Here is a 25,927-nt window from a genome sequence, read left to right as displayed (position 1 = left end):
CGAACGTTTGCAGCCGGTGTGCCAGTCTCAGTTTGGTCCTGCGACGGGTTTGGGGGTGAGGTCCGCAAGCGGGCAATACAGCCAAAAACAAGGCAATTGGCCCCCTGGGGCAAGACCGACGCGACGCCCCGGCGCCCTTGCCCCACGGATGTCAACGGCTTGACGCTGGGCTCCGAGCGCCGACCGCCTGACACTGTACCGACCCTCGAACGTCAAAACCACGGCGCTTGGCCCCGGCTGCAACGGGCGCGCAGTGTTTCCTCGCGCAAACAACCGGAGCAGCCGCGAGGCACGGTTCCGTCTCCCCGAGCCCCAGGCCCAGCGCACAGGCGCTTGTGTATTGCACTTGCACGAACTGTGAAAAGGCGCCTGGCCACGCCATCCAACCTATGAGAATCACTAGGCTTTAGCTCTGGCACATCGGCTGCAAAAGCCCCTACATGCGTCCTGCTTCCCTGTCGCGCCGCTCCGGTTGGCACCAGCTCCTCAGCGTCACCGCTGCCAGCCTTTGCTTCGGCGGGGTCAGCAGCTTGACCACCCCCGCAGCCGCCGCGCCAGAGCCCCCAACGCCGTCCTTCGGCGCGGCGATTGACGGGTTCGCTGACTACAACTCGCAGTCCACCTGCGACCCCAGCGAGAAGCCCGGGGCGAAGGACTTCCGCAGCCTGATGCTGGCGACGTATCCGGTGAGCAGCAACCTCGGGATCATTCGTGCGTGCAACGTAGGAGGCACCAGCGAGCACAAGGAAGGGCGCGCCTTCGACTGGGGCCTCAACTACAACGACGCAAATCAGCGGGACATCGCGAGCACGGCCATCAACTGGCTATTGAAGACTGATGAGCACGGCAACGCGTGCGCTTTGGCGCGGCGCTTCGGCCTGATGTACTTCATCTGGAACAAGCAGATCTGGGGCAGTTACCGCTCGCCAAACGGCAGCTGCGCGACCGCTGGCTGGAAGGCCTACACCGGGTCCAACCCCCACACCGACCACATCCACCTGAGCTGGGCGTGGCCAGGCGCTCGTCAAGAAACCACCTGGTGGACGTCGCCCCTGCCTTCGAACCAACCGCCGAAGGGCTATCTCGACACCGCGGACTGCGAGTCCGTCGGAGGCTGGAGCCAAGACGTCGACACCGCCGGCAGCCCCAACGACGTGCATCTGTACTTCGACGGGCCGGCGGGAGATGCAGCCGCGACGTCGGTGGCCCTCACCGCAGACCAGTACCGCGAGGATCTATGCGGCGCGCTTGGCTCCTGCGAGCACGCCTACGAAGTCGCCTCACCCCTCAGCCTACATGACGGCCAAGAGCACAGCGTCTACGCTTACGGCATCGACACTTCAGGCGGTGCGAACTCGCAGCTCACGAACAGCCCGAAGAGCTTCCGCTGCGAGCCCAATGTCCCCTCAGGCGTGCTGCGTCACGTGACGAGCCAAGACGTCTTCGCAACCTGGGGCTTCTCCTACTTCTGGGACGTAATGCCGGTCTCCGACGCGGAGCTTCAGAACCACGACCCCGGCGACGACGTCGTGCCCGCACCAGTGCTCGCCAAGTCAGACGACGGGAGCCCCGCCGTCTACCTGATCGATGGCGATGTGAAGCGGCATATCCCAAGCCCAGCGGTCATGGATGCCTGGGGCTTCGACTGGAACAGCATCGAGGTGTGGCAAGCAGCCGACCTCGCAGCCCTAGAGCAAGGACCCGACGTGCGCGCTCGCCCAGTGCTGATCCAGGCCAGCGGCCCTGGGGTTTACTTGCTGGATGACGACTGGGGCGCGCCTCCGGGCACAGGCGGCGGCACCGGGGGCGGCGGCGGAGGGGGCGGCAGCTGGGCTAGTGGCGGCGCCGGAGGCGCTGACGAGACGGGCGGCGTGGCGGGCTCTAACTCAGCGGAGGGCGGCTCGGGCGTTGGCCCCGGTACCAGGGTGCTGAGCGACGACTCTGGATGTTCCTGCTCTACCGCAGGGAAACAGTCTCAAGCGCCGTCAGGCTTGCTCTGGTTCGCGCTCGCTGGAGTGAGCGTCGCGCTGACCCGCCGACGGAGGACACGATGAGCGGCAAGAAGGTGGTGCGCAAGCGAACTGCGGCGGTACCCTCCGAGGACGGCCGCCGCAAGCGCTGGCTCTGGTTGGTGCCGGTGTGCTTGGTCGCGGGGGGCTACTGGCTACTGCGGAGCCCTGAAGCTGCACCGGAGCCCCAGAGCAAAGCCCGCGCGACTGCGCAGCCGACTCAAGCACCAGTCGCACGCCGCGCGGAACCGGCAATTCGCAAGGCGCCGGCTCGAAGCGTTCGTCAGTCGGAGCCAGAGACGGGCGGCGCCGCGACGCGACCCGCGGCAGTGGCAGCGCAGGTACCCCTGGTCACCACGCCCAAGGTGGCGCCACGCACGGCGCAGCTCGACCTGCAGGTGATGCAGGAAGCACAGAAGTACGGCTGGGTGTACACCGACGACAGCGAGACACCGTGTCCGCCGCAGCGGGTGCGCATCGTCTGGGACGTGCCTGGCGATCTCGCAGACTACAACCGTGGCGCCTACTTCGAGCCGCTGGGACCTGCGCCAAGCGAAAGTTCGACTTCAGTCAACGGCCTCTTGCTGTGCGAAGGCTCGAACTTCCTCTACCGCGGCTTCGAGGCCTACTACGATGAGGATCGCGCTCAGTGGCGAGTGTATCCCTTCCCGGTGATCGAGGCAGCGCCTGGCGAGGAATGAGGCGCTAGGACCCGCACAAGAACGCAAGAGGCCCGCGCGTCAGTAGACGTGCGGGCCTCCAGTTGTTGCCTTGTGGAACCAGCTCACTCAGCGGCTTGGTCGTCACCCATGACGTCGTCCTCGATCTCGTCGAGGCCCTGGTCCAGGTCCCCGCCGAGCAGGTCGTCGTCATCTGCGCCTTGGTCATCCATATCCGGTGCTGCGCGATCGCCACGCTTCATGCCGTGGCCCTTGCCCATCATCGCGGGTCCCTTCTCCAGGTTTTCCGCGAGCTTGGTGCGCTGCTCAGGGGTGAGGACGGCGAGGAACTCGTTCATCTGCGCGACGTGCTTCTTCATCATCTCGCCGGCGTCCTTGTGCTTCGGGGACAGGTCGAACTTGCTGGCGTCGAAGCCGTCCTTGGCGAATGCGTCGAGCACGGCGATCACGTTCTTGTGCATGGCCTCGCGCTGCGCCTTCATGTCGTCGGCGCTGGGCATGTCGGCTTTGCCCTTCTCAGCAATCGCGTCGAGCTTCGTCTGTTGGTCCTCGGTCAGCTCGAGGCCGCGCGCCAGCATGCCGAAGCCGCCCTTCATGCCGTGCATGCCCTTCATGCCGTGCATGCCTTTCATGCCCTTCATTCCACGATGCGGGCCCTTCATGTCTCCAGGCGCTGCGGCTTGGTCGCCGTCCTTCGCGCGCTCGGCCCACTTGGCCTGCATCTCTTCCATCTTCTTCTGGCGAGTCTCCATCTCCGCCTTGACCTTGGTCACCAAGGTCGTGCGTTGCTCAGGAGTCAGCACGCCGTATAGGCCGTTCAGGAGCTTCACCTGAGCCGCGGTGCGCGCCTCCTGCTTCTCCTTCATCTTGGCGGTCTGGGCTTCGAACGCCTTCTCGTCGATCTTCCCGGCCTTGGCGGCTTCGATCATCGCGGTCTTCATCGCCCCGCGATCGGCCTTCATGTCGCCCTTGGCTTCCTTCTTCTCTTCTTTCAGCGCGGCGATCTTCGTCTTCTGTTCCTCAGTGAGTTCCAGATCCTTCAGCGCGGTCTTCACCAGCAGCTGCGCTGGACCCTTGTTTCCGCGACCGAACTTGCCGTGACGGCCCTTGCCGAACTTCCCGAAGCCCTTCTTGAGCTTGTCCTTGTCGACCGTCTTCGGTGCCTCGGTGGGCTGGGTGACCTCTTGCTTCTGCTCCGTCGATTCGGGGGCCTGCTCCTCTTGAGAGCAAGCAACGGGGACAAGGGCCAGGGCCAATGCCACGAGGAGCGAGCTGTTCTGGATACGACGCATGTGAGATTTCTCCTTGGCGCCCGCAAAGAGCGGGGTCGCTGTTCGATTGCCGAATCGCGGGCGCAGAGCCCGTGGTGAATGCCGAGTCTCGAGAGGGTGTTAATGGTTTTTTTGGGGTGGGTGAGGCTGCCGTAGGGCCGACTCAACACCGCTCTCGAGACTCGTAGGGTGTGACGCAGGCACTCAAAGGCTCCCTACGCCCCACAGCAAAAACAAACGAGCCTTGGGGCGTTTGACCCCCTGTGATGGGGAGCGAACCGCAGCGGACGCACCGGGGCAAGCCTAGACGGTGACAAAACGTCGACACTCAAAGGAGGAGCTGAGCGCCAACGGGATGACGCCCTCAGCGACCGACCACCGCGCCTCACCCCCAAAAAAGCCCGCGCCTTTCGCGGATGACTGGTCGGGCTGACGGGGCGAGCCGTGGCACGGGTCTCGCAAACCTGGCCGCGTGAGTTCCGCCGTCGCCGATAGCAAGAAGGGATCGCCCAACGATCTGACGGTTCCGATCGGCGTGGTGGGGATCATCATGATGATGGTGCTGCCCATGCCGCCGTTTCTGGTGGATGTGCTGCTCGCCGTCAGCATGGCGCTGGCCATCGGCGTGTTTCTGATCGGCCTGTTCATGGAGAAGCCGCTGGAGTTCAGCGCCTTTCCTGCGGTCGTCTTGGTCGCGACGCTGCTCCGGCTGTCAGTCAACATCGCGACGACGCGTTTGATCTTGCTCCACGGCGCTGAAGGTCAGGACGCCGCCGGACAGGTCATCATGACCTTCGGCAACTTCGTGGTCGGCGGCAACGTCGTCGTCGGCCTCGTCGTGTTCTTGATCCTGGTGGTGATCAACTTCGTCGTGGTCACCAAAGGTTCAGGACGCGTCGCTGAAGTGGCTGCGCGCTTCGCCCTCGACGGCATGCCCGGTAAGCAGATGGCGATCGACGCCGATCTCAACGCCGGCCAAATTTCACCTGAGCAAGCGCGGACGCGGCGAGGAGAACTCGAGCGCGAAGCGGACTTCTTCGGCGCCATGGACGGTGCGAGCAAGTTCGTCAAAGGCGATGCGATCGCTGGGCTCTTGATCACGGCGATCAACCTGGTGGCGGGGCTCGCGCTGGGTGTTGCCGCGGGGATGAACATCGGCGACGCCGCAAGGACCTTCTCCATTCTCTCGGTCGGTGACGCGCTGGTCTCTCAGATGCCGGCGTTGTTGATGAGCACCGCGAGCGGCGTCGTCGTCACGCGCTCCGCAACCGGCGAACAGCTCGGCCGGGCGTTGAGTGGCCAGCTCCTCGGGAGCCGCAAGGCCGTCGCCGCGACCGGCGGGATGATGGCGGTGATGGCCTTGGTGCCCGGAATGCCCGCCGTGCCGTTCCTGGCGATCGCCGCGGCGCTTGGCTGGACCGCGTACCAACGCGGAAAGAAGGAAGAAGCGCTCGAACTCGCCCCTCCACCTGAAGTCGTGGAGAAGCCCAAGAGCCCAACTGAAGAGCTCGAGGAGGCGTTGCCCCTCGACGTGATGGCGCTCGAGGTCGGCTACGAGCTGATCCACGCGGTAGATCCCAAGTCTGGCGGCAACCTGGTGGACCGCATCTCCGGGCTGCGCAAGCAGCTCGCCCTGGATCTGGGCGTGGTGATTCCGCCGGTCCACATTCGAGACAATCTGCAGCTCGAGCCGAGCACGTACCGCATGATGCTCCTGGGAACCGAGCTGGCAAAGGGCAACCTGCGCGCAGGCCGGCTGCTCGCTCTGGATCCGAGCGGTACCGCCCCACCCATCGACGGCGAAGCAACGCGCGATCCCGCGTTCGGCACTCCAGCGCGCTGGATCCCTTCGCGCGAGCGGGAGCTGGCGGAGGCACTGGGCTACGCCGTCGTCGACCACACGACGGTGATCGCCACTCACTTGGCGGAAGTCGCGCGTAGCTCGGCTCACCAAATCCTCGGTCGCGCAGAGCTCCAACACCTGTTCGACGTGTTCTCCAAGGGCAACCCGAAGCTGGTCGACGACTTGGTACCGAACTTGCTGACGTTCGGTGAGGTGCTCAAGGTGATGCGCAATCTCGTCAAGGAACAAGTCTCGATTCGCGACCTCAGGACCATCCTCGAGGCGCTGATCGAGATAGCGCCAAGCACCCGAGACACCGAGCAGCTGACGGAGATGGTGCGTCAACGCCTGTCGCGTCAAATCACCGCCGCTCATACCGACAACGAAGGACACCTCGCGACCCTGGTGCTCGACGCCCAGGTGGAGGAGATGTTCCGCCGTTCCCTCCAGGAAATAGCCGCGGGCACCGGTGGCGCCCTCGACCCGGAGATGGCTCGCCGCCTCGGCGACCAGCTCGCCTCCGCGGTGCAACGCATGGAAAACACCGGCCGCAGGCCGTGCGTCATCACCAGCCCTGACCTGAGGCGCTACGTGCGCGCCTTCGCCGAGCGGCGCTGCCCTCAACTCGGAGTGCTCTCCTTCCGCGAGCTCGAGCCAGGCGCCGCCATCCGTCCCATCGAAACCGTGTCCTTCAACGCGGCCCCCCGCGCGAGCGCTTGAGCTCGCCCCCTCTGACCCAGGAACTCCGCCATGACCCAGCAAGTCTTTCGAGGAAACGATGTTCGCGAAGCCCTCGCCCACGTGCGCGCCGCACTGGGAGCTGACGCCGTCATCGAATCCACGCGGCAAGTGTCAAGCGGTGGTCGCGGTGGCTATGTCGAAGTGACCGCAGGCCCTGGCCAGAACTCCCGCGCCAAGCCCTTCACCCCTGAGCTACAAGAACAGTCAGCGCCAAAGCGCAGCGTTCGGCGCTGGAACATGCCGAAGACTCCCCGTCGCGGGAGCGAGCGCGAGGCGCCCTCTGCGTTGCGCAACATGGCTCCCGCGGAGATCGAACGAGAGCTGCTGGAGCTGCGCGCAATGCTCGAAGAGATCAACGCGTCGCGTCCGCCAAAGGAGCGGGTGCAGCAGCTGCTCCACAGCATCGGCATCGAGGGCAAGCTCAGCCAGGAGCTCGCTCGCGGCGCCGGCCGCGTCGCCAAGGACGAAGCGGCGCTCAAGCGCTGGCTGAGGAAACGCATCGGCGAGCGCCTGCTGCTGCTGCCGAACCTGCTAAACCGCCCGGGGCGTCAGGTGCTCACGGTGGTGGGTCCGACGGGAGTAGGCAAGACGACCACCCTGGCGAAGCTGGCAGCTCAGGCGAAGCTTGACCTCGGGCGCTCGGTCGCGGTGCTGACGCTAGATACTTTCCGCGTCGGCGCCGTGGAGCAATGGCGCCGCTACGCACAACTCCTGGGGATCGAGCTCGAGGTGATCAAGCGACACGACGACTTCGCGGAAGCCATCGCTCGTACCCGCGCGGAAGTAATCCTCGTCGACACCCCCGGGCGCACCCCGAATGACTACGGTCCCACGGCGCTCCTCTCCCGCTGCCTGCAGAGCTGCTCAATCACCCAGGAGACGCTGCTGGTGCTGCCAGGCTGGATGCGCGCCCGCGACGTCGAACGCATCAAGCGCCAGTACGAGGACCCGGGCGTCAGCGCCCTGGTGATCTCGAAGGTGGACGAGTGCGAGCAGCTGGGTGGTGTGCTCCACGCCGCCATGCCCAGTGGCCTGCCCATCGCCTTCGTCTGCGACGGACCGCGGGTCCCCGAGGACATCCACAACCCCGAGCTCGACTCCCTCTTGGAGGCGATCCTTCCGGAGGCATCATGAACAACGAGCCCCAACTCGGCACCGGGTCAGAGAGCCCGAGCGCCCTAGCTACATCAGTCCGCGCACAACGCGAAGTCTACGACCGTTACCTCCCGGTAGTGCGCCGCATCGCGATGCGCACCGTGCGCACGCTGCCCTCCTCCATCACCATCGACGACGTGATCAGCGCTGGTTGGATGGGCATGGTGGAGGCTCTTGGGCGCCGCACCGAGGACATGACTGACGACCACTTCGAGGCCTATGCGTCGTATCGAGTGCGCGGCGCCATCCTCGACTACCTGCGCATGCTCGACCCGATGAGCCGCAAGATGCGCGGCGCGTCGCGGAAGATCACCCAGGCCGTGTCGGAGCTGACCGCGCGCCTGGGTCGCGCGCCAGCGGAAGACGAAGTGGCTGCGGAGCTCGGGCTTCCCCTCGAAGAGTACCAAGACCTGCTGGGTCAAATCGGCGAAGCAGGCTTCGCACGGCTCGAGCTCACGGACATCGCGGAGCCCGACACCCATGAAGCGTCTCCTGAGACGCAAGCCGCCAAACAAGAAATCATTGGCGCCGTCGCAAACGCCATCGACGAGCTACCGGAGCGCTTGCAGATGGTGCTCGCGCTCTACTACCAAGAGGACTGCAGCTTCCGCGAGATCGGCGAAGTGCTGGGCGTGACCGAGAGCCGCGTGTGCCAGCTGCACACCGAAGCCGTGCACTTGATCCGCGCGGTACTGGACGGCAAGCCAATGCGCAAGCGCGCACGGCGGCGAAACGGCGCGCCCAAAGCCAGGCGCTGAGCCGCCTTCACTTCTGCAGGGGAACCACCTCTTCGAGCACGCCCACCTTGGGCACGCCGTCGAGGATGATGACGCGCTGCTTGGCGTGCAGGTCTAGCTTGCCGTCGCCGTCGAAGTCGCACTTGGCGCTCGCGTAGCCCCGGGTGTCCTCCTCCCGCGTCCACTCATACTGGCACTTCTGCGGGGAGCTCAGGCGGAAGCCGATGGGTGCCCACGCCTCCCAGTCCGCGGGCGTGCTCGTGTACGCCTTGCCCTTCACGTCGTCCGCGTTGGCGGGAACCGGCTTCGCGTTGTCGGGCAGCTTCTTGCTGCTGCCTTGGTCATCATCCGTCGGGAGCGTGTCGCTCGCCGCAGGTTCCTTCAACGCGGCCGCCATCACGCCACGAGTGATGCCGATCAAGTGGGCCTTCGCTTCAGCGCCCGCAAGCGTTTTCTCCATGACGGCTGCGGAGTCCAGTGGTGCTGCGGAGCTAGTCGCCGAGCTCGCCGCGCTTGGCGCTTCCTGCTCGTCACAGGCGCTCAGCAGCAGGACCGGCACGACGCAGAGCAAATACGGCTTGGAAAACATGGCACATCCTCCGGAATCACGGGGCGCTGCGTCAAGCGCGCCGCCTGATTTTGCATGAGCAGCAGCAGGGGCTAGAGTGCCCGACATGCGTTGGTTGCGAAGCTCGCTTGCGGCATGCGCGCTGATTGGATTCGTCGTCGCGCAGACGTCGTCGGCTGCGGCGGGCGACGACGAGAAGCCGAAGGCCAGCGCGAAAGCCGCTGCAGCCTTCCTGCTCGGGATCCGCGGGGATGATCTACGCTACCTGTGCAGCAACAACTGCGGCGCCATCCGTAACGCCGACGCCCGCTATTTCTGCAGCAAGAACTGCGGAGCCATTCGCAACGACGACGTGCGCTACCTGTGTGGCGGCAACTGCGGCGCCATCCGCAACGACGACGCCCGCTACGCCTGCAGTGGCAACTGCGGAGCCATCCGCAACGACGACGCCCGCTACGCCTGCAGCGGCAACTGCGGAGCCATCCGCGAAGCCGACCTGCGCTACCTGTGCAGCGGCAACTGCGGCGCGATCTAGGTCAGCTCACGGCTCGGTTCGCGAGTGCTTTTCAAGCCAGTGAACGTCCACCAGGTCCTGCTCACGTCCTGCGGCTCGCTTGTTCTGAATAAGGAGCGCCCGCGAGAGCACGAACGCCTCTTGATCTTCAAGAGACTAACACACAACGGACCCGCTGCACTCTAGCTCCAGCGCACAGGGTTTCCGCTGTCGACCGACGCTTGGAGGACGATACGCAGCGGCTCCAGCAGGTGAGTAAACTCAGCCGCACGACGGATCACGACCACGTAGCGTTCGTCTTCGCCGACACGCTCGGCACCCGGCCGCAACACTTGGCGCGCCCCCGAGCGTTGCCGGAAATAGACGCCCTCCACATCCGTGCCGACCTCCCACCTGCCGTTCTCCCAGCTGCCATGTCCGTCGCCGTTTGCAACGAGGAACGCAACCACTCGGAAGTGGTCTTCCTGGTCGAGCACTTCCACCAGCTCGCCGTGAAAGGTTCGCTCGAAAGAATCTAGTTCCGCAAGGCAATACTCAGCGTCACCGACGGCTACCAGACCAGAATTCTCGGTCGGCAGGACCGACAACAATCGAGGGGTGCGCTCTGGCATAGCATGCAGGAGCCGATGAAAAGCGTTGACCCAGCTCCAGTTCGAGATCCACTCGAAGGCGAGCATCATTTCGCCATGCTCACAGGCCTTCGGCAGCCAACGCTCGAACTCCGACTCTTCCTCCGGCGTTCGTTGCCCCTGAAGCGCTGGAAACCCTGACTCCTCATCGATGCAAATCGGGAACGGCGGCTTGGAGTACCTTCCCTCCTCGAAACAGCGACAGCGCACGGAAGCGTCCAAGCCCATGGTGCGCACGAGTCTAGCCGATACGCATCCCCGCGCTACGGCCCGCTGGTGCCCGGCGCCCCACGCTTCGGCCCCACGCGGCGCACGAAGCGCCCAGCTTGAAAGCGATACACGCCGCGCGCCGCACAGGCGGCGCGTATCAGTTTCAAATCGAAGCTGCCCCAGGCTTTGCTTGCGCTGCGTTCGACCTCGCGGGCGCTCGCGATCGCGGGGTCGCAGCCGTTGTACCCATCGCGGTCATCCACGATCAGGCTGGAGCCCTCAGCGTAGGTGAGCGCGAGCTCCAGCAGAGGTGGCTGGAGCGGCTCCTCTACATCCATCGACTGGATAGTGGTGGTGAGCTTGAGTGCGACGGTCGGCTTCGCCTTCGCAACGGAGACAAGCACGCGCTGATAGGTTACGCGGGTCATGTCCTTCTGGTCGACCAAGCGCAAGACGCGACAATCGAGCAGCTCCTGCGTGCCCACCACGACGCCCTCACACGTGTAATCCTCTGCTGGTTCCACGCGGATAAGGTTCCTAACGAATGCAGCAGCGGTCGGGGCAGGCACTTCATGGGCGACGAGCCAGTCCTCCGGCTGGAGGCCCTGAGCATTGGCGGTTTGGCTGGCTCCTCTACTGGCTCCTCTACCGGCTCTGCTGACAGTTCGGGCGCATCGGGCTTTGGCGGGTCGGGCTCGGGCAGGTGAGCAACCGGCACAACCGGCGGCTCCGAAGGCGGCGCTTGAGCTTCCGGCACGGGCGAGCAACCACCGAGCAGTATGAGCAACACCAGTCGAGATCCCGACGGCAATTCCACAGAGTGAGGCTATCACGAGGGCGCGCCTGCGGACGCGCCCTTGTGGTCTCTAGGGCTAGCGGTGCACGAGGCGATACAACACCCGCACGACTCGGTCGTAGCGCTCGACGACGACCGACGCCTGCCCCTCGCTCAAGTGGCCCCAACACAGCGCCGCACGCACGCCAACGCGCACCTCGTTGGCGCTGCCCATGGCAGTGAAATAGCGTGCCTTGCTGGTACCGGGGTCGTTGTATGCCCCTTCGCCAATGTTGAGCACGACGCTGTTTGCAGCGTCCGTGATCTGCTTCGCGAGCGGGCGGTCGTGCCGCTTGATGCGCGCAACAACGGGCCGCAGCTGAGAGATCCCATCGAGGGCAAGGTCAAGAACTTGAAGACTCATTGGTTTGGCTCCTTTCAGGAGGCCCCGAGGCGGGGCTCACCCCGAGCCCCCGCCGAGAGGCCGAGCAATGGCCCCGAGGCGGGGCTCACCCCGAGCCGAGAGGCCTTTCGTAGGCCCCCGAGGCGGGGCTCACCCCGAGCCCCCGCCGAGAGGCCGAGCAAAAACCCGCGAAGCCGACAAACCAAAACCCGAAAAGCCCCAACCCCATCCCGCAGGCGCCAGTGCCAGCCCCCGCTGGCACGCGCCTGCCCACCACTACCCCACGGAAACAAAACAATCCGATCCCGATCCCGATCCCGATCCCGATCCCGATCCCGATCCCGATCCCGATCCCGATCCCGATCCCGATCCCGATCCCGATCCCGATCCCCGGATCCGATCCCGATCCCCGATCCTGATCCCGAAGAGCCAGAGCCAGAGCCAGAGCCAGAGCCGAAACCGAAACCGAAACCGAAACCGAAAACCGAAGTCCCCGAAAAACCCGCCCCTACCCCCGAACCCGCCGCCCCGCCTGCGCCTTCATGCGGTAGACCAACGCCAACACTTCCGCGACGGCCGCGTACATCTCCGGCGGGATGTGCCTCCCGACTTTGACTTTTGACGCAAGACCTCGCGCGAGGGGCACGTTGGTGATGATGGGTACTTGGTGCTCTTTGGCTAGCTCGCGGATGTAGAGCGCGATGTCGTCGTAGCCTTTGGCGGCGACGATGGGCGCTCCTTCATCCGCGCGGTAGCGGATGGCGACGGAGACGTGAGTCGGGTTGGCAAGGATCACGTCGGCTTCTTTTACTGCCTGGACCATGCCGTGTTTGGCCATCTCCCGTGCGCGCTGCCTCTGCCGTGCGCGCACTTTGGGGTCGCCTTCCTGCTGGTGGTGCTCTTCTTTTAGCTCCTGCCGGCTCATTTTTAGCTGGTTTTCGTGCTTGAACCAGTTCTGTCCGTAGTCGAGGGCGGCGAGGATCGCGAGCGCCATGCTGCCTCTGACCGCGAGGGTCATCACGGAGTCACCGACCTGTAGGACGGCGCCTTCGAGGGCCGCTCGACTGGTGCGGATCAGGAGCGGCAAAGCGTCGACGACGGTGGTGTAGACGACGACGGCCAACGCACCGACGCGCCCGAGCTGGAGCACGATGTTGACTAGCGCCGCCTTGGGCGAGAGCATCTGCGTGATCTTGCTGATGGGATCGAGGCGCTCCCACTTCGGCTCCAAGAGCTCGAAGCGTGGGTTCAAGCCTGCTTCGGCGAAGCCCATCGCTGTGCCTCCGATCATCGCCGCGAGTAGCACGGGCATGACGATCGCGGCGATGGTCATCATCAGGCGTTGCCCGACCACGGCCACGTCTCCGTGCACTAGCTCGAAGGGCTCGGAGAAGGAGCGCTGGGCGAAGGTTACCAGGCGTTCGCCCATCAGCGTGCCGGTGAAGGAGATGGTTCCGAGCGCGGCGAAGGTCGCGACGGTTGGCCCAGAGTCTTTTGCGCGTGGGAACTGTCCGTCTTCCCGCGCCTTGCGACGTTTCTCTGGTGTCGGTTCTTCTGTTTTCTCGCTGTCGTCGCTGTCCGACATGGATCAGCTCCCGAGCGCAGAATCGTGGCCGCCAAGCTGTTGATTGGCAGGGTGTGCGAACACCCTGCTAAGGGCTCAGCTCAACGAGCAAGCTCTCGATCCGAGAGCCGACACGACCGGTCTCATTCACGATCAACACCCCCAAGTCAGGGAGCGCAGTGAGCAGCACGAGGGCCCCCACCGCGAGCGTCACGGCGAAGCCGACGCTGAAGATCTGCATGGCTGGCGCGGCTCGGGAGACGAATCCGAGTGCCAGCTGGACCATGAACAGCACCGCCAAGACCGGCAAAGCGAAGCGCACGCCGGTGACCAACACCAAGTTGGATAGCTCTAGAAATCGCGGAAACAGCGCCCCGGGGTCGACCAGCGTTCCCGCAGGGATCGCTTGAAAGCTTGCGAGGAGCGCCGCGATCATCACGCGATGCGCGCCGACCATCAGGGCAATGAGCAGCGCGAAGTAGCGAAACATGGTGGTGACCACGCTCACCTGGGTGTGGCTCGTGGGGTCGAGCACCTGCGCCATGCCGAAGCCCATCGATGGGCTCACGATGTCGCCCAGCACCTCTACGGTCGCAATCGTGAACAGCACCACCAGTCCCATGGCTCCCCCGATCAAGAGCTCACTTCCAATCCCGAGTGCCATGCCGACCGGCGTGTTTATTGCGTCAGGCACGCCTGCGTAGCCGTGGGCGACGAACGCGAGGAGCATCGCCAGCCCGGCCTTGACCCGCTTGGGTGCGTTCACCCACGGGATGGGCGCGATCATGATCAGCCCGGTGACCCTGGCTATCTCGAGACAGTACGTCGCGGTCTCGTTGCGAAGCCAGGCGTCGAAGTCCATGCTGCCTCAGCGCACGACGTTGGAAATCGAGCTGATGCTGCGCTGGGTGTAGTCGACTAGCGAGCGCATCGTCCACGACCCAAGAACGATTAGCATCACGCCCACGGCAACCAGCTTGCTCACGAAGCTGATGCTCGCCTCGTTGACCTGAGTCGCCGCTTGTAGCACGCCGACGATCAGACCAACGACCAACGCGACGAGCAGCAGTGGTCCTGCCGCCTTGGCGGTCATCAACATCGCGTTCTGGATCAGTTCAATTGCGCTGTCAGTCGTCATATCCGTTTTCCCATTTCCGCGAGGCTTCAAGCGAAGCTACGCAGCAGCGATCCCGCAACCAGATTCCAACCATCAACCAGCACGAACAGGAGCAGCTTCATGGGCAAGCTCAAGGTGGTCGGCGGAACCATCATCATGCCCATGCTCATCAGGAGCGACGCGACCGCGATATCAACCACCAGGAAGGGCAGGAGCACCATCACGCCCATCTGAAAGGCCGTGGTGAGCTCACTGATGACGAACGCGGGAACCGCCAGCTTCAACGGGACATCGTCCGGCGTGGCGGGTAGCGGCTCAGCCGCGGCGTCATAGAACAGGCGCAGATCTTCTTCGCGCGTCTGGCGCAGCATGAAGCGCTTGAGCGGAACGCTCGCCGCGTCGAGAGCCTGAACCTCCGTGATGTCTCCACGCTGGTACGGGTCGAGGCCCACCGTCTTCATTTCACTGAAGGTGGGCGCCATGGTGAAGAACGTCAGGAACAGCGAGAGTCCGATGATCACCTGGCTCGGCGGTGTCTGCTGCGCGCCGATGCCTTGACGGACGAAGCCCAGCACCACCACGGTGCGGACGAAGCTCGTCATCGTGAGGATGGCCGCGGGCAGCAACGCCAGCAGGGTCAAGATCAGGAGGATCTTGAGTGAAGGCGCGAGGGACTGCGTCCCCTCGAAGAGTGGGCTGAGCGGGCTCACGCCGACCTCCGACGCTTCAAGAGCCCCGCCACCTGGCCTTCGACTTCGTCTTCTTCCTCTTCGAGGAGCTGACGCAGCATCTCCCGACGCGCGGCCTTGGAGCGCGCCTCATTGTCTCGATCTTCACGTGGAGCTGGCAGCGTGGTGGCTACCTTCGAGTAGACCACGTCTTGGGTCTCGCGAGCGATGATCGCGGCGGCGGCGTCCCCTTCACGCATGTCGCTTGGGGTGCGCCCACTCAGGAAAGACTTGAGCACCCCACGGAAATTCGTCTCCCCGGGGATCTCAACCGGGGCCAACTCGTCTCGAGCCTCCGGCGCCGCTTCGGGAGCCTCCTCGGTGGCGTACAGCGACTCATCGTCCAGCCAGGCGAGACGCTTGACGTTGCTCTCGGTCACGCCGAGCAGCAGACGGCGGCCGGCGACGCGCGCCACCACGACTTGGGCTTTCGGTCCTACCTTGGCCGTATGAAGCACCTCGAGCTCGCTCTGCTTGGTCAAGGCTGGGCGGCGACGGCGCTTCACGTAGATGGCAGCGCCGCCAAGCACCATGACGAAGACCAACGCAAAGACTCCTCGCCAGCTGCTGGTTTGGGGCTTCGTGTACTCCGCTGGGCTCTCGGGCTTGGCTTTGCGAACGATCCAGTCGGGAGTCGGTTGCTTTTCCCCGCTTGCGCTGGCGGTATCCGGAGCTGGCTCAGCCGGGGCAGCGGGGGGCTCTGCGGGAGCAGACGGCGGCCCCATCTGCGCAGCCTCCACGGGCGCCTCGTCACTCTGTGCGGCGACGTAGGGCGAGACCAAGAGCACGCTCAGCGCGCCTAACCCCCTAATCCCCAGGGAACCGCGAATGCGCTTCATCAGAGGCCCCCGGTGACGACCTCGTCACCCACTAGCACCTCGGTCAAACGCACTCCGTAGCGCTCCCCGACCACCACCGCTTCCCCCCGGGCGATTAGGCGATCGTTGACGTAGATATCGAGCGGCTCGCCGTTCGCCTTCTCGAGCTCCAAGACGGAGCCTGGCCCGAGGCGCAGGATCTCGCCGATCTTCATCGACTTGCGTCCGATCTCCACGGTGACCTGCACCGGGACGTCCATCACGAAGCCCAGCGAGTCGAGCCCGGTGATGGGTTGGATGCTCGCGCCAGCGGGAGAGCTCGGGCTCACCGAGGCGCCGATACCGAGGCGCGGGTCGAGGCCCGGAGCGGGGGGGATTGAATCGAGGGGGTCGCTCATACCCTCTCCTATTCAACCTACGTGCCACTTGATCAGTCCCCCAATACGCATTTTCACGGGCTTTTGGGGGTGAGGCACGTTGTCTCCCGACGCCCGGCTGACGAGAGCGTCAACGGGCCAACGCTGCTCTCACTTCGCGCTGCGCGGCGCGCGTCCGCGCACTTCTACCGACAGCTGACCACGACTGATGACGGGTGAGCCCTCGAGCTTCAACAGGCCGCCGACACGGATCGGCACGGGATCATCCGTCGCGGTAGGCAGCCGCAAGATCTCGCCCGGTTGGAGGCGCAGGATGCGACGCAGGCCCAGCGTGGTCCGACCGAGCTCGGCGACCACGTTCAGCGAGACATCGATCAGCGCCTCGGCCATTCGCGGATCCCCTGGGGCCTGAGGCTCCCCCGTGTGCTCGCGGGCGGCGGCTTCCAGAGACTCCGCGCTGAGCGCGAGGATCGCCTTTGGATGGCCGATGACACCCTGAAACTCAACCTCGACCTGAAGGCCGTCGGACGATGGTCCCGGGATGGGTTCTCCGTGCGGAATTGCGTGAAAGGACACCGTGTGCAGCTCGATGCCCACGATCTGTGAGACGGCGCGCGCGAAATCGTCAGCCAAGTTCCGGGCAATCCGTCCTACCAAGGCGCGCTGCGCCAGGGTCAGCTCCGTGGGGAGCTGGAGCGGCTCCGCCGGCTGCTCCTCGTCGACCGCCGCGTTCCCTCCCAGACTGCCATCCAGCACCATTCCGACGGCGTCGGTCTCCAAGAAGAGCCGGCCCCACGCCGGCGTGTCGTCGCCGTCGAGCACCACCATGAAGACCGGCCCACGATCGCTCAGGTTGAGCTCCTTGCCGCCTTCGAAGATGCTCACTGCCCCCGTCACCATGCGCGCGCGCTGGCGCACCAAGAACGGCAGCGTGCGCCGCGCGCCTACGCAGAAGCCACCCGCGATCTTCGTCATCGCGAACATCGCCGAGCGCAGGTGTCGTTCGCGCCCTGTTAGATCCAGCGGTTTGATCTTGGGCGCGCCGCGTCGCAGGGACGCTCCAAGATCTTCGAGCCCCAGTGAGGGGCGGGCCTCTGCGTCAGCCGACGGGGAGGCGAGCTTCGAAACAGCGTCGGTCATTGAGCCACGTAGTCGGTGATGACGATCTTCTCGACGCGCTTCTTGCCTAGGGCCTTGATCATGACCTCACTCAGCCCTTTGCGAATTTCTTCGAACTTCTTGGGGTTGATCGCGTCTTCCCATTTCAGCTGGCGGAGGTAGACGATCGCCGCCTCGCGACCCCGAGGAGAGTAGAGTTCGAACTCCTTCTCCTGCATTTCCGCAGGGAGTTCTGCGGTCACGGCGAGCTTCAAATGGTGGACGTCGCCGGAGGGATCGTGAAAATCGATCACGATCGGGTTGAAGTTGGAGATGACGGCGACTTTGCCCGAGTACGGGTTACTGTCGTCCTCCTCCTCCTCCTTGGGAGGAGCGGGGGGAGGAGCCGCAGCGGGCGGAGGCCCCATGAGTCGGGTGCCAGCGATCGCGCCACCCGCACCGCCAGCGGTCACCAAGAGCACCCCCAATATCCCGAGGATGATCTTGCCTTTGCCGCCCTTCTTCGGCTCAAGAGCTTCGCCGTCCTGAGCCTTCGCTTCCGCCTTTTCGTCAGCCACGTCACATACCTCTGAGAGAGGAAACGGCAGGCGGCGACAAAACCTGAGTCACCGCCTCACCTGCTAGCGCTTGATGTTGATCAGCTCCTGCAGCATGTCGTCCGCAGTCGTGATGGTCTTGGAGTTCGCCGAGAACGAGCGCTGATGCTGGATCAGCCCAACGAACTCCTCTGCGAGGTCGACGTTCGAGCCCTCCAAGGCGCCGGCCGAGATCGCTCCACGGCCACCAGAACCTGCGGTGCCCATCGCCGCCACACCCGAGTCCCGAGTCTCGATCCACAGCGACTGCCCGGCGCGGCCGAGGCCATCGTTCGAGCGGAACTTGGCCACCGCGAGCTGCCCTAGCGGGAGCTTCTGTCCATTGGTGTAGAGCCCCATCACCACGCCTTGACCATCCACGGCCACACCGGCGAAGTCGCCAGTGGAGTAGCCGTCTTGGCTCTGAGCGGAGACGTTGGAAGGCGCGGAAAACTGCGTGGTTCCACCGAGGCCGGTGCCACCCTCGTTCAAGGACTCGCCGTAGTTGAAGGCCAAGGCCTGGCCAGGCGTCGCGCCGACGAAGTCTACGGTCAAGCCGGGATCCGTGTCGTCCACCAGCTCGCCCGCGGTGTTGAACTGCAGGGAGCCGCTGCCCACCTCGAAGTTCGTACCTGGAGTACCGGCCGTCACCTCGTCACCCGACGCGATCACGTGATAGTCCCAGGCGCCGGCCGCCGTCTTGCGGAAGTACACGTCCATCGCGTGTCCGTTCCCCAGGGAATCGTAGACCGTGATCGACGTGGAGAAGTTCGAGGTATTTGCCGGATCTTGAGGATCCCAAGCCGTGGTGAGCACGGTCTCGTCGGAGTCGAGCTGCACCGTCATGTCAATCATGCTGCTAGCCTTGGGGGCGAGAGCAGAGGTGGGCACTTGCAGCGCGCTCACGTTGGCCTTGAAGGAACCATCAGGGTTTGCCGCATAGCCCTGGAGCTGGAGACCTTGAGGATTGACCAGCATACCGTCGCGATCGATGTTGAACTGGCCCGCGCGGGTGTAGAAGTTGCCGCTCACCCCTTCGACGGTGCCCTTCACCACGAAGAAGCCGTCACCGTTCAGCGCGAGGTCCGTAGAGACCCCAGTGCTCGCAAGCGTGCCTTGGGTGAACATCTGTTGGACGTCACCGATCTTCACGCCAGAACCTGGCAGCGCCGTTGACGAACCGGCGAGGATCGAGTGCCCCAGCACGTCTTGAAAGACCGCGCGCTGGCTCTTGAATCCAACCGTGTTGACGTTGGCGATGTTGTCGCCCACCACGCCCAGCGCTTCGCCTTCGGCGCGCATACCGGACACACCCGCGTACATTGCTCTCAGTACCATCGTTGTTCTCCTACTTGGCTGCGCCCGAGGAGCCGCCGGGATCCTCGTTCACTTTGATCAGATCCGATGCAGGCACCTCGACCCCTGTGTCGAGCTGCAGCACCGGGTAACCTTGTTCGAAGGACACCGCCTCGACGGTGCCCGTTGTCTCTTGAGTCACGCCCACTGCGTCCCCCGCTTCAGTCTGAGCGTCGACGCTGATGGTGTAGACACCCTGGGGCACGCGGTTTCCAGCGTCGTCCAGGCCGTCCCACGCAACCGACTGCTTGCCAGCGTTGCGAGCGCCAACGTCTAGCGTGCGCACGACATTGCCCGAAGCGTCGCGGATCGTGACGTGCGTTTCCGCGGAGTTCCCCGCCAAGTCGAATCCGACGTTGGTACTCCCGCTGCCGTTGTACGGCATCGTGGACCCGCGCACGGTGACTTGCTTGCCCACCAGCCCGATGGCCTCGGTGTTCGCGAGACCGCGAGTCTGGGTCGCTAGCAGATCCAGGCGATCGTTGATGCCCATCGACTGTTCGAGGGAGCTGAACTGCGCCAGCTGGGCCACGAACTCGGAGTTGTCCTGGGGCTCGAGGGGATCCTGATGCTGCAGCTGAGCGACGAGGAGCTTGAGGAAGGCTTCCTTCCCCATGGCTTGTCCGCCCTTGGTTTGCTGGGTCAACAGCCCGCTAGAGATAGAGCTCGTTGCGTCAATCATCGCGCCTCCGGGAGCGCCAGCAGATTGGCGCCGCTATCAGCCCACGACGTTGACTCGTCGATCGCTTTTGCGCTTTTCCGGCTCATCCGCCACGAAACGGCGGCTGGCTTCGGCAATACGGGCTGTGAGAGATGAACCACGAGGTTCAGCAGGAGCAAGAGCAGTGCCAGAACCGAAGCACACCTCGACACCCGCGACCCGAAGGCCCTGGGCGCGCAGCGTCTCCAGCAATAGCTGGCGTTCGGCGTCGAGCCACTCGAGCGCAGTCTGACTTTGCACCTCGAACACCACGCGCATCCCGGCGTTTCCTCGCTGAATTAGTACGCTCAGGTCGCCGTGTTCACCGCCAGCCAGGTCGAGGCGCAGGCTACTCAGAGCCCGCGTCTCCTCGGAGCCGTCACCAAACAGCGCTTCGCTCGGCGACAACTGCCCGACGGGGGAGCGCCAACCGCGCGACGCTTCAGCGATCTGACTCTCAGCTTCCGGGAGCTGGTAAAACGCCCCCCGGAGTTGGGCGGTGAGTGCCTGGATCCAGGCGACGCGGGTATCGTCTTGAGCCGCCTTGTTGCCGTCGCCGGCGAGCTCGCGGTGGCCAGCCTCCAAGGCACTCGGCTTGGTACCGAGGCCGCTCACGCGCTTTCCTTGCGCGCGACGCGAGCCGCGAAGTCGTCCTCTAGCTTGCGCTCAGCGACCTCGAGCATCCGCGCGTGCTCCTGATCGGCTCGTTCCTTCAGAGTTTCCATCGCCTTCACCTTGGCGCGTGCCTGGATCACGAGCGCCTGCGCTCGCAGGTAGATCTGCTCCGCCTGTTGGTGCTCACGCTTCGCCAGCGCGAGCTTTTGTTGCTGGCTGCGTTGCCAGTTGTCGGCGAACACGAAGTCTTGGGCTTCCGCCCCCGAGGACACCAGCTCTGCGCGCTGCTGCACGGCCTGGGCCAAGCGCGTCTCCAAGGTCTCGACTTCTTTCGTGAGCATGCGCAGCTCCTCAGCGGCCCGCTGGAGTTTCCCTGCGGCTTCGTCAAGTTCGCGCTTCCTCAGCTCGGCAAGGCGCTGGAAGCGCTTGCTGCGTGCGCTCACTCAGCGCCCCCGGCCTTGGCCAGCCCCTCCAGGCGCCGGTGGCTCTCTTCGGCTGGCGCATGTTCGTTGACGGCTTGCTTCAGAAAATTGTCGATCGCAGGCATCATCTTGATGGCCCGATCGACGCGCGAGTCGCTTCCCCTGACATACGCGCCTACCTGGATCAGATCAGCGGCGTCACGATAGGCGCCAAGCAAACCCCGGACGCGATGTGCGGCTTTGATCAGCTCCTCCGGCGCCACTTCGTGGGCCAAGCGCGACACGCTCTTCAACACATCGATCGCCGGGAAGTGACCTCTTTCCGCGAGGCTACGACTGAGGACGACGTGACCATCCAGAATACCGCGAACGGTGTCCGCGATAGGATCCGAGAGGTCGTCACCCTCGACCAGCACGGTGTACAACGCGGTGATGACCCCCTTGCCGGCGCCCGTGCCCGTCCGCTCGAGCAGCTTCGGCAGCGCGGCGAATACGCTCGGCGGATAGCCTTTCGTCGCCGGCGGCTCGCCCGCAGCCAACGCGGTCTCGCGCAGCGCCATCGCGTAGCGGGTCACTGAATCCATGACGAGCAGCACGCTCTTACCCTGATCCCTGAAGTACTCGGCGATCGCAGTCGCGGCCTCAGCCCCGCGCGCACGCACGACCGGTGGCTGATCACTCGTCGCCGCAACGACGATGGACCTGGCAAGCCCCTCGGGTCCAAGTGCGACTCGCACGAAGTCGTTCACCTCGCGACCGCGTTCGCCCACCAGCGCCACGACGTTCACATCAGCCTGAGACTCCCGACAGATCATGCCGAGCAGCGTGCTCTTACCCACGCCAGAGCCCGCGAAGATGCCCACGCGCTGTCCGACTCCCAGGGTGAGCATGCTGTCGATCACCCGCACTCCGGTGGCGAAGGGCGCGTCGATGGGTTGACGATCGAAAGGTGACGGCGGCGGCGAGTGCGCCTCCCGGTAGTCTGTCTCCTTCGTCAACACCGGTCCGTCCATCGGGACCCCAAAGGCGTCCACGACACGCCCGAGGAGCGCGTCGCTCACCGCTACGGCGCCGCCACGCTCGGAGGCACGAACCTCCGCACCGGGGTGAATACCTGCCAAGTTGCCGAGCGGTGTCGCGAGCAGCCTTCCCTTGCGGAAACCAACCACTTCAATCGCCACCGGCCCTCGGTACCCCACCACCTCGAGGGTGTCACCGACGGCGGCGCGCAAGCCACCGACCTCGATCACCAAACCCACGACGTCGGTCACCTCGCCGCGCGGCTTGTGAACCGGCACACGCTCGACGCGTTGCAGCAGCTGCTCTAGTTTTGCCACTAGCCTTCCTCATCGGGAGTGAGTGCGCCAAGCACTTGATCCAGACGACCCTCGAGCGACTCGTCAACACGACCATAAGCCGTCTCGATCACGCACCCGTGGTGCGACAGCTCCGGGTCGACCACCACCTGACAGCTGCGACCGCTGCTCTCGAGGTCATCGCTGAGTTGCTCAGCGGCGCCCGCAAAGGCCTCTCCCAATCGGACCACGACGCGGTCAGCACCACCCAAGGCGTCGATACCTTCACGCACGAGCGAGCGCACCAGCCCGGGATCACTCCGCACTTCGCGCGCGATGACTCGGCGCGCGATCACGCTCACCAGCTCCACCAGCTGCTCTTCGGATTCTCTCAACCAGTCGTCGCGGAGGCCTAGGCTCGCTTCCAGGGCGGCACGCAGCTCGCTGAGCGCGGCATCCTGCAACGCCAGGGCGTCGAGCTCAGCGACCTGGGGCGGACGCACCGGCGGGGGTACCGACGCCATGACGGCGTCCATGGCCGCACGCATCTCTAGACCCTCGCTCGTTCCTCCAGCAACGGCTGGTCGTGGCGGCGGCGGGGTGATTTCCCGGCGATACTCGCCTGGATCGTGATAGTCGCCCTCTTGCTCGAAGAACTCGCTCTGAGCGCGCGCTTCGAACTCGGGGTTGAATCCACGCGGATATCCCTGTTGGGGAGAGCGCGGCTGAGGTGCCCCGGAGAACTCCTCGACTTCACAGTCGTCGCTCACGAACCCGTCACCCACCACGTTGGAGGGCAACTTCGGCGGTCGCAGCGTCGCCAGCCCCGAGCGAGCGCGCTGACTGGCGCCCACCCATGTGGGAGGCTTCTTGCGAGGTTTGCGAACTTCGATGAACTCGACCTTGCCGGGCGCTCTAGACGATAGCATCGTCACCGCCTCCAAGGGAGATGGTGCCCTCCGCCTCGAGGCGCAGCGCGACGTCGACGATCTCCCGCTGTGCGGCCTCGACTTCGCTGAGACGAACACCACCGAGCATATCTAGATCCTCGCGGATTAGGTCGGCGGCGCGCTTGGACATGCTGGTGAACAGGTGGTTCTTCAGCTCCTCGCTGGCGGTCTTGAGCGCGAGGGTCAAACGGTCACCCGGAACTGCCTTGAGCAAGTCTCTGAGAGCGCGTTGATCGACCGCCTTGAGATCCTCGAACGAGTACATGGCGCGACGGATCTCGCCCGCCAAGACTTCGTTCTCGGTCTCGATGTCGCCGAGCAGCGCCTCGGAAGTCTCTTTCGACAGGTTGCGAACTAGCTGCGCAGAGCGCCCGATGCCATCGACGGTGAGAGCGACCTCAGCTTCACCTGCGGGCAGCTCACTCGTGATCGCTTCGGCGATGTCCTCGAGCAAGGTCTCGGGCACCTCCGTCATGCTGCCCAAGCGGAGCAACACGGGAGCGCGCGCTTCCTCGGGCAGCGCCTCGACCACTTCTGCTGCTTTTTGCACGTCTAGCTGACTCAAGATGGCCGCGACGAGCTGAGGGTGTTCATGCTCGAGCAGCGCTCCCAAAGCGTTGGAGTCTGTGTGGGCAATGCGCTCCATCGCGGAGGCCGGAGAGCCGCTGAAAATCGCGTCAGTTTGCGCTTCACCGAGGGCGCGGGTCGCGATCCTCCGAAGGTAGCGCATACCTCCTCGCGGAACCGCAACCTCCTCGCGGGTCCGCGTGATGAACTCGCTGTAGACTTGATCGAGGGCGCTGGAAGGCACCGCGCGCATCTTGCTGGCGGCCTCACGCAGGCGCTTCACCTCGTCCGCGGAGAGCTCCGCCATGATTGGCGTTGCCACGCCCTCCTCGAGGGAGAGCAACATCAGCACTGCCTTCTCGGCTCCGGTCAGGTCGATTTGCTCGGCCATCGTCACCTCCTACGAGCGCTCACGGCTGCTGGGCCGCATCAGGGGACTCCTGCGACGCGAGCCAGCGCCGTAAGACAACGGCCGCCGTCGCCGGATCTTGAGCGGCAATCGAGAGCGCCTCGGCTCGAGCGACCTCACCGTATTCGCTGCTGTTGCCCTCAGTGAGCTGCTTGAGTTCCTCCGCCGCCAGCAGTGCCTCTGCCTCACGGCGCTCTTCTTCCTCTTTCGCCTTGGCTTCCGCCTCAGCCTTGGCCTTTGCTTCCGCCTCGGCCTTGGCCTTGGCGAGCTTGCGCGCTTTGCGGACCCTCCAGACGACGATCAGCGTCGTCAGGAGCGCGAGTCCACCAGCGCCCGCCGCGATGGGCAGCTTGTACTTCATGTATGGCGGGACGGGCACGACCGGTGGCTCGGCGTCGGGGCGCGCGAACGCAGCGCTCTCGATGTGAAAGCCGTCACCGCGCTCTTCGCTGAAGCCGATCGCTTGCTTCACCACGGCCCCGAGCGCCGCCAGCTCTTCCTTTGAGCGCGCGCTATACGCGGCGTTGCCGTCCTTCTCTTCCCACTTTCCGTTGACCAGCACGCCGATGCTCAGCCGCTTGATTTCCCCAGCGGGACGCAACGTCTTCTTGGTGACGCGATCGACTTCCCAGTTCTTGGTGTGGCTGCGGCGCACGAGGCCCGGGGTGTTTTCGGGATCCTCCTCGACGGGTGCTCCATCGGGTAGCGCCGTACGCGCTCCCGGAACGCCAGCCACGCCGGCTTCACCCGTCGCGGTCTTCTCGATGCTCTCTTGTTCGCTCCGCAACGCGGTGCGCGTGGGCTCGTAGTGCTCTTCGGTGTGCTCACTGGTCGAGGTGTCGAGCTCAACGGAGATCATCACGTCGGCGTTCCCCAGCCCGACGACGCGCTCGAGCAGCGTGCGCACCTCCGACTCCAAGGTGCGCGCCAGCTCGCGCGCGCGATCTGCCTGAGACTCGGCCATCGCCCCCGCACCGCTGCCGTCAGAATTCGGACGGTGCAGCGTCACCCCGTCGGTACTCACGACGCTGATGCGATCGTGGGTGAGTCCTGGCACCGCCGCGCTCACCAAGTGCACGATTCCAGCGACTTCTCGCTTGCCGAAGCTCGCACCGTTAGCGAGCCGCACCACCACGGAGGCCGACGCGGCCTCGCTCTTGCGGGCGAATAGCTTCCGCTCGGGTAGCACCAGATGAACCCGCGCTCCTTTGACACCTTCCAGGGTGGAGATGGAGCGGGCAAGCTCGCCTTCCAGCGCGCGGCGCAGCTTCACTTGCTGCTCGAACTCCGTCGCTCCGAGGTCGGTCTTGTCGAACACCTCGAAGCCGACGCCACCTCCGCGCGGTAACCCTTCCGACGCAAGGCTCAAGCGCAACTCGTGCACCTGCTCTTGCGGCACCAGGATCGTCGTCCCTCCCCCGCTCACTTCATAGGGGATTTTCCGCTCTTTCAGCTTCTCGACGATGGACCCTGCGTCATCGGGATTGAGGTCCGTGTAGAGGTACCCGTAGTTGATCTTCGACCCGACGCCGGCCACCAAGAGCACACCAGCGAGCACCGTCACCACAGCGGCGATCAGCGCAAATCGCTTGGCGCCGCTCAGGTTTTGCCAGAACGCGCTCAGCTGAGATCCAAAGGCTCGAAGCTTGTCCATCAGGGGTTATCTCGGGGAGCCGAAGGGCTCGCTGATCTCCAAGTGCAAGTCCCAAGCCACGCACTCAGGTGAGGCGCGATAGCAGGGCGTGCGTCGACACGACCTCGCAGGGGCCGAACATTCCAC

At 64.8% G+C, this 25,927-nt stretch carries 28 protein-coding genes; 7 read left to right on the top strand and 21 right to left on the bottom strand.

Translation table 11 applies throughout. The features are described from left to right. Window positions 1-440 precede the first annotated feature (440 nt). Both H6718_18120 and H6718_18115 read left to right on the top strand, forming a co-directional pair. Window positions 441-2,054, top strand: coding sequence for a hypothetical protein (locus H6718_18120; protein MCB9587322.1), 1,614 nt, complete (start codon window positions 441-443; stop codon window positions 2,052-2,054). Further along, entirely contained in the window at window positions 2,051-2,710 is a 660-nt protein-coding gene (locus tag H6718_18115) for a hypothetical protein (protein MCB9587321.1), read from the top strand. The genes H6718_18120 and H6718_18115 overlap by 4 nt, the downstream gene beginning before the upstream one ends. An 83-nt stretch (window positions 2,711-2,793) precedes the next feature. Here the strand turns inward: H6718_18115 and H6718_18110 are convergent, their stop codons facing one another. Further along, window positions 2,794-3,981 (bottom strand): Spy/CpxP family protein refolding chaperone, encoded by a 1,188-nt coding sequence (locus tag H6718_18110; protein MCB9587320.1) that lies wholly within the window; start codon window positions 3,979-3,981, stop codon window positions 2,794-2,796. Window positions 3,982-4,432: 451 nt separating this feature from the next. Here H6718_18110 and flhA point away from each other — a divergent pair, with 451 nt between their 5' ends. From flhA to fliA, 3 genes are read left to right on the top strand one after another with little or no spacing between them, the layout of a single operon-like run. Beyond that, window positions 4,433-6,523: a flagellar biosynthesis protein FlhA gene (gene flhA, locus H6718_18105; GenBank protein ID MCB9587319.1), complete on the top strand. Its 2,091-nt coding sequence runs from the start codon at window positions 4,433-4,435 to the stop codon at window positions 6,521-6,523. Window positions 6,524-6,553: 30 nt separating this feature from the next. After that, on the top strand, window positions 6,554-7,678 hold the full coding sequence (gene flhF, locus H6718_18100; GenBank protein MCB9587318.1) for a flagellar biosynthesis protein FlhF: 1,125 nt from the start codon (window positions 6,554-6,556) through the stop codon (window positions 7,676-7,678). Then, on the top strand, window positions 7,675-8,457 hold the full coding sequence (gene fliA, locus H6718_18095) for an RNA polymerase sigma factor FliA (GenBank protein MCB9587317.1): 783 nt from the start codon (window positions 7,675-7,677) through the stop codon (window positions 8,455-8,457). The genes flhF and fliA overlap by 4 nt, the downstream gene beginning before the upstream one ends. A gap of 7 nt (window positions 8,458-8,464) precedes the next feature. On the opposite strand, the gene H6718_18090 is transcribed toward fliA, so the two are convergent. After that, a complete protein-coding gene (locus tag H6718_18090) occupies window positions 8,465-9,025 on the bottom strand; it encodes a hypothetical protein (protein MCB9587316.1) in 561 nt (186 codons plus the stop codon). 85 nt (window positions 9,026-9,110) lie between these two features. Here H6718_18090 and H6718_18085 point away from each other — a divergent pair, with 85 nt between their 5' ends. Further along, on the top strand, window positions 9,111-9,539 hold the full coding sequence (locus H6718_18085) for a hypothetical protein (protein MCB9587315.1): 429 nt from the start codon (window positions 9,111-9,113) through the stop codon (window positions 9,537-9,539). Window positions 9,540-9,700: 161 nt separating this feature from the next. Here H6718_18085 and H6718_18080 read toward each other — a convergent pair whose 3' ends face one another. The 3 genes from H6718_18080 to H6718_18070 form a co-directional block, all read right to left on the bottom strand. Beyond that, window positions 9,701-10,384, bottom strand: a complete 684-nt coding sequence (locus tag H6718_18080) for a hypothetical protein (GenBank protein ID MCB9587314.1) — start codon at window positions 10,382-10,384, stop codon at window positions 9,701-9,703. Between the two features lie 26 nt (window positions 10,385-10,410). Next, a complete protein-coding gene (locus H6718_18075) occupies window positions 10,411-10,881 on the bottom strand; it encodes a hypothetical protein (GenBank protein ID MCB9587313.1) in 471 nt (156 codons plus the stop codon). Window positions 10,882-11,229: 348 nt separating this feature from the next. Beyond that, entirely contained in the window at window positions 11,230-11,556 is a 327-nt protein-coding gene (locus H6718_18070) for a four helix bundle protein (GenBank protein ID MCB9587312.1), read from the bottom strand. A gap of 221 nt (window positions 11,557-11,777) precedes the next feature. Between H6718_18070 and H6718_18065 the strand changes: the two genes are divergently transcribed. Next, the gene (locus H6718_18065; protein MCB9587311.1) at window positions 11,778-11,954 is read left to right on the top strand and encodes a hypothetical protein; all 177 of its coding nucleotides are present in this window, start codon (window positions 11,778-11,780) and stop codon (window positions 11,952-11,954) included. A gap of 89 nt (window positions 11,955-12,043) precedes the next feature. On the opposite strand, the gene H6718_18060 is transcribed toward H6718_18065, so the two are convergent. The 16 genes from H6718_18060 to fliF form a co-directional block, all read right to left on the bottom strand. Continuing rightward, window positions 12,044-13,120: an EscU/YscU/HrcU family type III secretion system export apparatus switch protein gene (locus H6718_18060; GenBank protein ID MCB9587310.1), complete on the bottom strand. Its 1,077-nt coding sequence runs from the start codon at window positions 13,118-13,120 to the stop codon at window positions 12,044-12,046. 67 nt (window positions 13,121-13,187) lie between these two features. Beyond that, window positions 13,188-13,961 (bottom strand): flagellar biosynthetic protein FliR, encoded by a 774-nt coding sequence (locus tag H6718_18055; protein MCB9587309.1) that lies wholly within the window; start codon window positions 13,959-13,961, stop codon window positions 13,188-13,190. A 6-nt stretch (window positions 13,962-13,967) separates the two neighbouring features. Next, window positions 13,968-14,237 carry a flagellar type III secretion system protein FliQ gene (fliQ, locus tag H6718_18050; GenBank protein ID MCB9587308.1) on the bottom strand — a complete coding sequence of 90 codons (270 nt, stop codon included), beginning with the start codon at window positions 14,235-14,237 and terminating at the stop codon, window positions 13,968-13,970. 26 nt (window positions 14,238-14,263) lie between these two features. Next, window positions 14,264-14,926: a flagellar type III secretion system pore protein FliP gene (gene fliP / locus H6718_18045; GenBank protein ID MCB9587307.1), complete on the bottom strand. Its 663-nt coding sequence runs from the start codon at window positions 14,924-14,926 to the stop codon at window positions 14,264-14,266. Continuing rightward, a complete protein-coding gene (locus tag H6718_18040; protein MCB9587306.1) occupies window positions 14,923-15,783 on the bottom strand; it encodes a flagellar biosynthetic protein FliO in 861 nt (286 codons plus the stop codon). Before H6718_18040 ends, fliP begins: the two co-directional genes overlap by 4 nt. Further along, the gene (gene fliN / locus H6718_18035) at window positions 15,783-16,160 is read right to left on the bottom strand and encodes a flagellar motor switch protein FliN (GenBank protein MCB9587305.1); all 378 of its coding nucleotides are present in this window, start codon (window positions 16,158-16,160) and stop codon (window positions 15,783-15,785) included. Before fliN ends, H6718_18040 begins: the two co-directional genes overlap by 1 nt. A gap of 129 nt (window positions 16,161-16,289) precedes the next feature. Next, window positions 16,290-17,279 carry a FliM/FliN family flagellar motor switch protein gene (locus tag H6718_18030; GenBank protein MCB9587304.1) on the bottom strand — a complete coding sequence of 330 codons (990 nt, stop codon included), beginning with the start codon at window positions 17,277-17,279 and terminating at the stop codon, window positions 16,290-16,292. Next, complete coding sequence (locus H6718_18025) at window positions 17,276-17,815, bottom strand: flagellar basal body-associated FliL family protein (protein MCB9587303.1); 540 nt, start codon at window positions 17,813-17,815, stop codon at window positions 17,276-17,278. Before H6718_18025 ends, H6718_18030 begins: the two co-directional genes overlap by 4 nt. Window positions 17,816-17,878: 63 nt before the next feature. Next, window positions 17,879-19,171 carry a flagellar hook protein FlgE gene (locus H6718_18020; protein ID MCB9587302.1) on the bottom strand — a complete coding sequence of 431 codons (1,293 nt, stop codon included), beginning with the start codon at window positions 19,169-19,171 and terminating at the stop codon, window positions 17,879-17,881. A gap of 10 nt (window positions 19,172-19,181) precedes the next feature. Beyond that, window positions 19,182-19,871 (bottom strand): DUF2271 domain-containing protein, encoded by a 690-nt coding sequence (locus H6718_18015; GenBank protein MCB9587301.1) that lies wholly within the window; start codon window positions 19,869-19,871, stop codon window positions 19,182-19,184. Window positions 19,872-19,907: 36 nt separating this feature from the next. Next, the gene (locus tag H6718_18010; protein ID MCB9587300.1) at window positions 19,908-20,504 is read right to left on the bottom strand and encodes a flagellar hook-length control protein FliK; all 597 of its coding nucleotides are present in this window, start codon (window positions 20,502-20,504) and stop codon (window positions 19,908-19,910) included. Beyond that, window positions 20,501-20,947 (bottom strand): flagellar FliJ family protein, encoded by a 447-nt coding sequence (locus tag H6718_18005; GenBank protein ID MCB9587299.1) that lies wholly within the window; start codon window positions 20,945-20,947, stop codon window positions 20,501-20,503. The genes H6718_18010 and H6718_18005 overlap by 4 nt, the downstream gene beginning before the upstream one ends. Then, window positions 20,944-22,245, bottom strand: a complete 1,302-nt coding sequence (locus H6718_18000) for a FliI/YscN family ATPase (protein MCB9587298.1) — start codon at window positions 22,243-22,245, stop codon at window positions 20,944-20,946. Before H6718_18000 ends, H6718_18005 begins: the two co-directional genes overlap by 4 nt. Window positions 22,246-22,262: 17 nt before the next feature. Further along, a complete protein-coding gene (locus H6718_17995) occupies window positions 22,263-23,150 on the bottom strand; it encodes a hypothetical protein (protein ID MCB9587297.1) in 888 nt (295 codons plus the stop codon). Then, complete coding sequence (locus tag H6718_17990) at window positions 23,137-24,129, bottom strand: flagellar motor switch protein FliG (GenBank protein ID MCB9587296.1); 993 nt, start codon at window positions 24,127-24,129, stop codon at window positions 23,137-23,139. The genes H6718_17995 and H6718_17990 overlap by 14 nt, the downstream gene beginning before the upstream one ends. A 19-nt stretch (window positions 24,130-24,148) precedes the next feature. After that, window positions 24,149-25,801 (bottom strand): flagellar M-ring protein FliF, encoded by a 1,653-nt coding sequence (gene fliF, locus H6718_17985; GenBank protein ID MCB9587295.1) that lies wholly within the window; start codon window positions 25,799-25,801, stop codon window positions 24,149-24,151. Window positions 25,802-25,927 lie beyond the last annotated feature (126 nt).

It is taken from the genome of Polyangiaceae bacterium (assembly GCA_020633205.1).
In the GTDB taxonomy this organism is placed as follows: domain Bacteria; phylum Myxococcota_A; class Polyangia; order Polyangiales; family Polyangiaceae; genus JAHBVY01.
The sequence above is the reverse complement of the archived record's forward strand: the minus strand, read 5'-3'. Positions and strand labels throughout refer to the sequence as shown.